8 protein-coding genes are annotated in these 8,153 nt (G+C 68.4%); 4 read left to right on the forward strand and 4 right to left on the reverse strand.

Going from position 1 to position 8,153, the window contains the following annotated elements; genetic code table 11:
- Window positions 1-544 precede the first annotated feature (544 nt).
- The gene (locus QRO91_RS20935) at window positions 545-811 is read right to left on the reverse strand and encodes a DksA/TraR family C4-type zinc finger protein (RefSeq protein WP_049430538.1); all 267 of its coding nucleotides are present in this window, start codon (window positions 809-811) and stop codon (window positions 545-547) included.
- A 171-nt stretch (window positions 812-982) separates the two neighbouring features.
- Window positions 983-1,540: a DUF2058 domain-containing protein gene (locus QRO91_RS20940; protein WP_049430503.1), complete on the reverse strand. Its 558-nt coding sequence runs from the start codon at window positions 1,538-1,540 to the stop codon at window positions 983-985.
- Window positions 1,541-1,602: 62 nt separating this feature from the next.
- Here QRO91_RS20940 and QRO91_RS20945 point away from each other — a divergent pair, with 62 nt between their 5' ends.
- The 3 genes from QRO91_RS20945 to QRO91_RS20955 all read left to right on the forward strand — a co-directional run bounded on the left by QRO91_RS20945 (window position 1,603) and on the right by QRO91_RS20955 (window position 4,567).
- On the forward strand, window positions 1,603-2,103 hold the full coding sequence (locus QRO91_RS20945; protein ID WP_049430504.1) for a M48 family metallopeptidase: 501 nt from the start codon (window positions 1,603-1,605) through the stop codon (window positions 2,101-2,103).
- A gap of 47 nt (window positions 2,104-2,150) precedes the next feature.
- Window positions 2,151-2,849 carry an RNA pseudouridine synthase gene (locus QRO91_RS20950; RefSeq protein WP_049430505.1) on the forward strand — a complete coding sequence of 233 codons (699 nt, stop codon included), beginning with the start codon at window positions 2,151-2,153 and terminating at the stop codon, window positions 2,847-2,849.
- Between the two features lie 128 nt (window positions 2,850-2,977).
- Window positions 2,978-4,567 carry a phospholipase D family protein gene (locus QRO91_RS20955; RefSeq protein ID WP_049430507.1) on the forward strand — a complete coding sequence of 530 codons (1,590 nt, stop codon included), beginning with the start codon at window positions 2,978-2,980 and terminating at the stop codon, window positions 4,565-4,567.
- Window positions 4,568-4,570: 3 nt separating this feature from the next.
- On the opposite strand, the gene QRO91_RS20960 is transcribed toward QRO91_RS20955, so the two are convergent.
- On the reverse strand, window positions 4,571-5,647 hold the full coding sequence (locus QRO91_RS20960; protein WP_049430509.1) for an HDOD domain-containing protein: 1,077 nt from the start codon (window positions 5,645-5,647) through the stop codon (window positions 4,571-4,573).
- Between the two features lie 277 nt (window positions 5,648-5,924).
- Between QRO91_RS20960 and QRO91_RS20965 the strand changes: the two genes are divergently transcribed.
- Window positions 5,925-7,022 (forward strand): Glu/Leu/Phe/Val dehydrogenase dimerization domain-containing protein, encoded by a 1,098-nt coding sequence (locus tag QRO91_RS20965; protein WP_049430511.1) that lies wholly within the window; start codon window positions 5,925-5,927, stop codon window positions 7,020-7,022.
- Between the two features lie 45 nt (window positions 7,023-7,067).
- On the opposite strand, the gene QRO91_RS20970 is transcribed toward QRO91_RS20965, so the two are convergent.
- On the reverse strand, window positions 7,068-8,153 hold a 1,086-nt coding region (locus QRO91_RS20970; RefSeq protein ID WP_285310546.1), incomplete at its 5' end, for an autotransporter domain-containing protein.

Below are 8,153 nucleotides of genomic sequence, written 5' to 3' on the forward strand. Positions count from 1 at the left end.
CGCCCCCCGCCCGGCAGGCCGGGGGGGGGGGTAGTCACCGCCCCCGCCCCCCCCCCCCCCCGCCCCCCCACACGCCCAGCCAGAGGGCGGCACGGGGGGGGGCCCGGGGCGCGCGGCGCTTGGCGCGTCCCATTACTCCCCCCCCCCCCCCCGCGCCCCCCCCCCCCCCCGCCCCCCCCCCCCCCCCCCCCCGCCCCCACCCCGCCTTCGACAGTTTTCCGCGAACTGTCGGAACGGCGTTCTGCTTTGGTGTGTGCCGACCGTTGGTCGGCACGAATGAATTCATTCGATATCTGACAGATGTGCCGACTAACGGTCGGCACCCGCCAACAGCGCACGGAATCTGTCAGAGGCGGGGCGGTTTGGGTGGGCAGGACCGTTGGCGCCATGGATGGCGCCATCGAGCCCCCATGGATGGGTTTACGGCGTGTCCTGACCACCCACACCGCCCCGCCATCCCACGGAATGCAGGCTTTTGACGTTGCTCTGGCTCTAGCTCTGGCTTCGGCAGGTGCAGGGCGCAGCCCTGCAATAAAAACCCCCTTTACCTCAGCTGGCTGTCCTTGCTGCCGCGCCGGTTGTAGCCACTGTGCGCCTGCTCTTCGTCGTCGTGCGCCTGCTGGCACGCCACGCAGAGCCGAACACCGGGTACAGCCCGGCGCCGCGCCAACGGAATCGGCGCGTCGCATTCCTCACAGTGTTCCAGACCGGGGCCCTCGCGCAGCTGGCGCCGTGCGCGGGCGATCGCATCGTCGACGGTGGCGTCAATCTGGTCCTGGACCGCGCCGTCTCCCGCCCAACCGGTGGCCATGGCCATCCTCCGCAGGTGTGTCGCCTGATATGGAGACGATACACCCCGGCAAAAAGACAGGCCTTCGTGTAGAGCCGAGCCATGCTCGGCTGCTCTTCAGGATGCCAAACAGAACGCGAATGGGTTCGATCAAGCCGATTGCGACTTAATCCCCTCCGTCCCCTTTTTTGCTTACCAGACCAGGTCGTCCGGCACCTGGAACTGCGCGTAGTAGGCATCGTCCTCGGCATTGCCGGTGGAGATCTCGGCGGTCGAGCCCGGCTGGCCGTGATCGACGATGATCGCTTCCGGCGCGCGTTCACGCACCTTCTCTGCCGCAGCGCGCGGCAGCAGGGCGTAGCCGTCGCCGTGGGCAACGATGACGAGCACACCGACCGACAGCGCCTTGCGCAGCTTGGGGTCGATCAGCAGGGTGCGGATCGCGGCGCCGTCACTGAACCGGTACTCATCGTCGCCCTTGTGGGGCACGGCGTGGGCACTGATGATCTGCCGGGCCTGGGCCTTCTGTTCAGCCTGGCGGGCCTGGGCGTTACGCTCGGCGGCCAGCGCGCGGTCGCGCTCGACCTTCTCGGCGCGGGCGCGTTCAGCCTCGCGCTGGACCTCGCCCGAGGTCGATTCGGCCTTGCCCTGGCGGGCCTTGGCCTGCGCGCTCGCGGCAGCGCTGGCCTGCGACTTCTTGGCCAGGCCGGCCTTGAGCAATTGTTCCTGCAGCGCGTTGGGCTTTGCCATGGTCGATGCGTACCGCGTGTAATCTTGGATGCCCCATTCTACCGACGCCCCGCCGCCCCTGCATGGCAGTCCTGAAGTACCTCACCGGCTATCCTGAACCCCTGGTCGCCCAGGTCAGCGACCTGCTGGCGCAGGGCAAGCTCGGCCCTTGGCTGCAGCAGCGCTACCCCGACCCGCACGAGGTGCGCAGCGACCGCCAGCTGTACGACTACACCCAGGAGCTGAAGGACCGCTACCTGCGCAAGTCGGTGCCGCTCAACAAGGTCTGCTACGACAACACGCTGGAAGTGATCAAGCACGCCCTGGGCACCCATACCGCCATTTCCCGCGTGCACGGTGGCCGCCTCAAGGCCAGCCGCGAGATCCGCATCGCCACCGTGTTCCGCCAGGCACCGGCGGCCTTCCTGCGCATGATCGTGGTGCACGAACTGGCCCACCTGAAGGAAGCCGACCACAACAAGGCCTTCTACCAGCTGTGCCAGCACATGGAACCGGATTACCTGCAGCTGGAATTCGATACCCGCCTGTACCTGACCGAGCTGGCCAACCGCGGCCAGCGCTGACCGGCCGCAGCAGCTACACTGCGCGCCCCCTGCCCGACCTGCCCGCCATGGAACCGATCCGTCTCGACAAACACCTGTCCGCCCTGCTCGGCATCCCGCGCGGCGAAGCACGGCGCTACATTGAAGGTGGCTGGGTGTCGGTCAACGGCGAGGTGGTGGAACAACCGCAGCGCCCGGTCGATGACAGCGCGGTGATCGTAGTGGCGGAGCAGGCCAGCGATGAAAAGGCCGAACGGGTAAGCATGCTGTTGAACAAGCCGGCCGGTGTCGCCGCCGAAACCCTGTGCACGCTGGTCAGCAGTGACAGCCGCAGCGAACTCGACGCCAGCGATATCCGTCCACTGCAGCGGCATTTCCACGGCCTGCAGCTGGCCGCATCACTGCCTGCGGCTGATAGCGGCCTGGTCGTGGTCAGCCAGGATCCGGCCACGCTGGCGCATCTGCAGCGCAATCTGGGCCGCACTGAGCAGGAATACCTGATCGAAGTGGCCGAGGGCGGCCCGGAGCGTGGGCCATGGCTGATGGCGCGTTTGCAGCAGGAGGCCGGCGGCGGCAAGGTCAGCTGGCAGAGCGAACAGCGGCTGCGGTTCGCCGGCAAGGGGCTCACCGCCAAGGGCCTGCGTGCGGCGGTGACAACCGCCGGGCTGCAGGTAACCGGGGTGCGTCGGCTGCGCATTGGCCGCGTGGCGCTGGGGCCGCTGCCGCCGGGCCAGTGGCGCTACCTGGGCAGCGACGAGCGCTTCTGAGGCTCCGGGGTCAGAGCCCTTTCCCGTGGAAAGGGGTCCGCCCCCATCCGTGACGCCCGCCGGGGTCGGATCCCTTGCCGCAGGCAAGGGCTCTGACCCGGATTGATCCTGCAGATCTTCTTCCACGCATGACGTGGATCTACCATCGGGGCATGAGCCTGTCCAAGCCCTTCTGGCGACGCCTGCTGCGCATCGCTGCAATCATTCTCGCCGCGCTGTTGCTGCTGGTCCTGTCCGGCCTGCTGCTGGCCGACCATCTCACCCCGCAGGCACGGGGCACACCCTCGCTGGTGCTGCCACTGCAGCCGGCGCAGACCCGCATCGACCAGCAGATCGTGCCATTGCAGGAGGCCCATCCCGGCCAGTCCGGCGTGGCTTTCCTCAGTGATGGCATGGATGCCTTCGCCGCACGCGCGATGATCACCGCACAGGCTGGCCGCAGCCTGGACCTGCAGTACTACATCTGGCACGACGACCTGGTCGGCCACCTGATGGCCAAGGCGCTGTACGACGCCGCAGAGCGCGGCGTGCGCGTGCGCATCCTGCTCGACGACATGAACGCCAAGGACAAGGACGCCTTGATGATGGCGCTCGATGCGCATCCGAACATCGAGCTGCGTCTGTACAACCCGTTCCGCAACCGCAGCGGCATCGCGCGCACCCTGGAGCTGGTGCAACGCGCCTTCAGCGTGAACCACCGCATGCACAACAAGAGCTGGATCGCCGATGGCCGCATTGCGATCGTCGGTGGCCGCAACATCGGCGAGGAGTACTTCAGCGCGCGCGACGACGTGAACTTCCAGGATCTGGACCTGGTCGTGGCCGGGCCGGCCGTGCAGCAGGCCAACCGGATCTTCGACGACTACTGGAACAGCGGCGCGGCCATCCCGATTTCCGCGCTGGCGTCCTACACCGATGCACAGCTGCGGCAGCTGGTGCGGCAGTCGGACCTGGATGCGATGCATGCCAAGGCGCAGCCGTACCTGCAGCGCGTGGCCGAATCACGCCAGCGGCAACGGCCCAGTCCGGAACCGTTGCACTGGAGCGCGGACGTGCAGATCGCATCCGATCCACCGATGAAGCACCGCGACGATGATCGCCGCGGCTGGCTGGTCAGCACGCTCAGCGAGGAACTGCGCAGCACCCGCCGCAGTGCACTGTTGATCTCACCCTATTTCGTGCCCGGCCACGATGGCGTCGAGGCGCTTTCGACGCTGGCCGCACGGGGCGCGCAGGTTGGCGTGGTCACCAATTCGCTGGCTGCCAACGACGTGGCTGCCGTGCACGGCGGCTACATGGGCTACCGCGTGCCGCTACTGCAGGCCGGCGTGAAGCTGTACGAACTGAAGGCGCATGGCCGGCCCGATACCAGCCTGTTCGGCAGCAGTGGCGCCAGCCTGCACACCAAGGCGTTCGTGGTCGACAACCGCCGTGGCTTCGTCGGCTCGTTCAATCTCGATCCGCGCTCGGCCTATCTGAACACCGAAATGGGCGTGCTGTTCGATGACCCGGTGCTGGGCGCGCAGCTGCGCGACGAGTACCTGCGCCTGGCCAGCCCCGAGTACAGCTGGTGGCTTGCCCTGGGACAGAACGACGCGCTGCGCTGGCTGGAACGGCAGCCGCCCCCGCACTGGGTGGAGACCGAGCCCGGTGCCAGCCTCGGCAAGCGCTGGACCGCACGGGTGATCAGCTGGCTGCCGGTGGAATCGCAGCTGTAACCCTCACGGTGCCGGACCGCCCTGATCCTGTCCGGCTTCGTCCAGCGTTTCCACGCTGCGACCGTGCAGGCGCCGCCAGATCCAGCGCAGCGCATGCGGCGGCGCCGACGGCAGTTGTTCGAGCAGGGCCAGCATGCGGCTCTGGCTGGCATGTCCATGCCGGCACAGCAGGCTGGCCGCCGCTGCGGCGCTGGCCAGACGCAGGCTGTCGGCCAGTGGGCCATCGGCCTCCGGCGCCAGTGCCTGGTGCACCGGCTCGGGCAGCTCCCAGGCTGCAGCCACGCGTTGTGCCAGCGGCAACGACCACTGCTGCAGCAGCTGCAGGGCCAGCGCCGGCTCTACGGTTTCACCGCGCGCCTGCGCTTCCTGCAGCAGCTGGCGCATCACCAGCGCAGAGCCCAGCCCCTGCACCAGCCCCAGCCACTGCGCGGCGAAGGCGTCACCGAAAGTGACCGTGCGCGCGTGATCGGCCGCTGCACGCGACGCCAGCAATGCGTGTTCCCAGACGATCGTGCTGAACTGCGGGAACACGTCGCACTGCACCTGCATCACCGGCTGCACCAGCACCGCGCTGATGATCTGGCGCACGCCTTCGGTACCGACCAGGGTCACCGCCCGCTGCAGGCTTTCCACCGGCCGCTCATGCACCTTGTAGGCCGGGCTGTTGGCGATGCGCAGCAGGTTGCCGGTCAGCACCGGGTCCTGGCCGATGATGGCTGCCATCACCCGCGCCGAAGCCGCATCGTCGTTGACGGTCTGGATCAGCTGCGGCAGCAGCTGCGGGCGCCGGGGCAACTGCCGGGTCGCCCAGTCGCGGTCCTGCAGCGCGCGCGCCACCGCTTCGCCCAGTGCCGGATCCTGGACGGGGGCAGGCTCGCCGGCCAGCCGTGGGTACAGGGCCAGTGCGTGCAGGCCGCGCTGCAGGTGCGCGGCGATCTCACCGGCCTGCAGGGCCTCGCCCTGCAGGCTGGCTGCGGCAGCAGCGACGGCCTGTCGCGATACGGCCGCCAGGCGCAGCGGAGCCGCCCCGGTCGACCGCGCCAGCCAGGCGCGCAGCGATCGCCACCAGGCCGGCGTCATCGCCGCCCGCCCTGTCGTTGTGGTGCCCTTGCCGTCACTGACCGCCTGCCTCTTCACGCGAATCCGGCCACCCGCCGTCGTCGCAGCATCGGCCGCACTTTCATCTTCTTTAACCGGAAGGCCGCCGAAGTCGACGGCAGCGGCCGGGGGAATGGACTAGAATGGCGCCGCGCGACCCGTCCCCCTGCACTGACGACGTCGCTTTTTTTGTTTTGGGACCCTACCGTTCACTGGCCGTTCGTTGCAGTTCCCCGCCGTTCGCGCCATCGGAGACGCCATGCTATTCGAAACCCTCGCCACCACCGGCCACGAACAAGTGGTGTTCTGCCACAACCACGATGCCGGCCTGAAGGCGATCATCGCCATCCACAACACCACTCTGGGCCCGGCCCTGGGCGGCGTGCGCATGCGCCCTTACGCCAGCACCGACGAGGCGCTGGCCGATGTGCTGCGGCTGAGCCGGACGATGACCTACAAGAATGCCCTGGCCGGCCTCAACGTGGGCGGCGGCAAGGCGGTGATCATCGGCGACCCGAAGACGGACAAAACCGAAGTGCTGTTCCGCGCCTTCGGCCGCTACGTCGATTCGCTGAGCGGCCGCTACATCACCGCCGAGGACGTTGGCACCGACGTCAACGACATGGAGAACATCTACCTGGAGAGCCAGTTCGTGACCGGCGTGCACCAGGTCCATGGTGGCTCCGGCGATCCGGCGCCGTTCACGGCCTACGGTGCGCTGCAGGCACTGATGGCGTCGATGCGCTTCAAGTTCGGCCATGAGGAAGTGGGCAAGACCAGCATCGCGGTGCAGGGCCTGGGCCACATCGGCATGGAACTGGTGAAACTGCTGCGTGACCGCGGCGCCAAGCTGTATGTCACCGACCTGGACAGTGCGCTGGTTGATCGTGCAGTCAGCGATTTCGGTGCCGAGGCGGTCAAGCCGGACGAGATCCACGAAGTGAACGCCGACGTGTTCGCACCGTGCGCGCTGGAAGGCGCCATCAACGCCGATACCCTGCCGCGGATCAAGGCGAAGATCATCTGCGGCACCGCCAACAACCAGCTGTCGAGCCTGGAGATCGGCGACGAACTGCATGCGCGCGGCATCCTCTACGCGCCGGACTACGCGGTCAACGCAGGCGGCGTGATGAACGTGTCGCTGGAAATCGACGGCTACAACCGCGAACGTGCGATGCGCCTGATCCGCAGCATCTACCACAACCTCACCCGCATCTTCGAACTGTCGCAGCGCGAGAACATCGCGCCGCAGCGCGCAGCCGACCGCATTGCGGAAAGCCGCATCCTGTCGATCGGCAAGCTGAAGATGCCGCTGGGCCGCAGCACCCCACGCCTGGGCAACCTGCGCGGCGGCTGAGGCTGCAGACGTCGCGCCGGGAGTCTTCCCGGCGCGACCGATTCCTCAGAACCCGGTGCTGTAGCGCAACGCAGCCTGCCGCGCGCCCTCGCCACCGATACGCTGGTCAAAGCCCAGGCTCAAGCGGCCATTGCGGCCCCACCACGATTCCAGCGCCAGGCCGATCAGCGCACTGCTACGCGGCGCATTCCAGCCTGCCAGCGGCGCCCATGCATCCACGCCGACAAAACTGGCTTGCCAATCGGCGCCACCGCCGTCCAGCCGCTGCTGCCACTCGGCGTGTCCGCGCAGGGTCCACCGCCCCCATCCACGCTCGCCGCGGATGCCGGCCAGCATCTGGCTGCGCTGCACCCGGGTGGCATCACCACGCAGGCCGAAGCCGAAACCGCCCAGCTCATTGAACGCATCGGTATCGACACGCGTGGTGCTTGCACCGAGGTAGGGCGTCAACGAAGCGCCTGCGCGGCCCAGCCGATATCCGCCTTCCACGCTGGCGCTGCTGAAACGCCCGCCGTAACGCGCCGAGACACCGTAGACGCCCGCACCCAGCAGCAGCTGGCGATCCAGCGCGCGGGTGAACTGGCCACTGCCGAACTGGGCCAGCGCATAGCCTCGCCCCTGGCTCCAGCCAGCGTACAACTGTGCCTGCGCCTGGCGGTCACGCCCACGATCACCGCCGAAACTGCTGCCACCATTGCTGCGGGTCTCGCCGAAGGCAACGCCCATCAGGCCGTTGCCGCCCAGCGGCAGATCCTGTCCGGCCATCCAGCCACGGCTGTCTGCGCTGTTGCCGGCAAAGCTGCCCTGCCCGGCCTCGCCCAACGCGCTCTGCCAGGTACCCCGCAGGCGCGGGGTGGACTGTACGCGGTCGAAGCGCTCGGCAATCGCACGCCGCGACATGTCGATGCTGTCGAAGGTGGCGGCCTCGGCGCGCGCATGCGCCTGGCCGGACAGGCTCTGCAGGCTGTCGGCCTGGCCCTGCTGGCCCCCTCCGGCCCATTGCAGCGCACCGGCGCCGGCACCGAAGGGCGATCCCTGCAGGCCGGTGTTGCCGTCGAGCACTGCGAATGCGCCTTCCAGGCGGTGCGCGGCCCCCTGCGCAGATGCGCTCAGGCCGCTGGCCGCGGCGGT

It is taken from the genome of Stenotrophomonas maltophilia group sp. Smal32, from assembly GCF_030237085.1.
Lineage (GTDB): Bacteria > Pseudomonadota > Gammaproteobacteria > Xanthomonadales > Xanthomonadaceae > Stenotrophomonas > Stenotrophomonas maltophilia_Q.

Excerpts from the sequence above, each read along its gene's own strand:
- QRO91_RS20935 (WP_049430538.1), bottom strand. The coding sequence starts at position 811 with ATGGCCACCGGTTGGGCGGGAGACGGCGCGGTCCAGGACCAGATTGAC.
- QRO91_RS20945 (WP_049430504.1), top strand. The coding sequence starts at position 1,603 with ATGGCAGTCCTGAAGTACCTCACCGGCTATCCTGAACCCCTGGTCGCC.
- QRO91_RS20960 (WP_049430509.1), bottom strand. The coding sequence starts at position 5,647 with ATGACGCCGGCCTGGTGGCGATCGCTGCGCGCCTGGCTGGCGCGGTCG.
- QRO91_RS20940 (WP_049430503.1), bottom strand. The coding sequence starts at position 1,540 with ATGGCAAAGCCCAACGCGCTGCAGGAACAATTGCTCAAGGCCGGCCTG.
- QRO91_RS20965 (WP_049430511.1), top strand. The coding sequence starts at position 5,925 with ATGCTATTCGAAACCCTCGCCACCACCGGCCACGAACAAGTGGTGTTC.
- QRO91_RS20950 (WP_049430505.1), top strand. The coding sequence starts at position 2,151 with ATGGAACCGATCCGTCTCGACAAACACCTGTCCGCCCTGCTCGGCATC.
- QRO91_RS20955 (WP_049430507.1), top strand. The coding sequence starts at position 2,978 with ATGACGTGGATCTACCATCGGGGCATGAGCCTGTCCAAGCCCTTCTGG.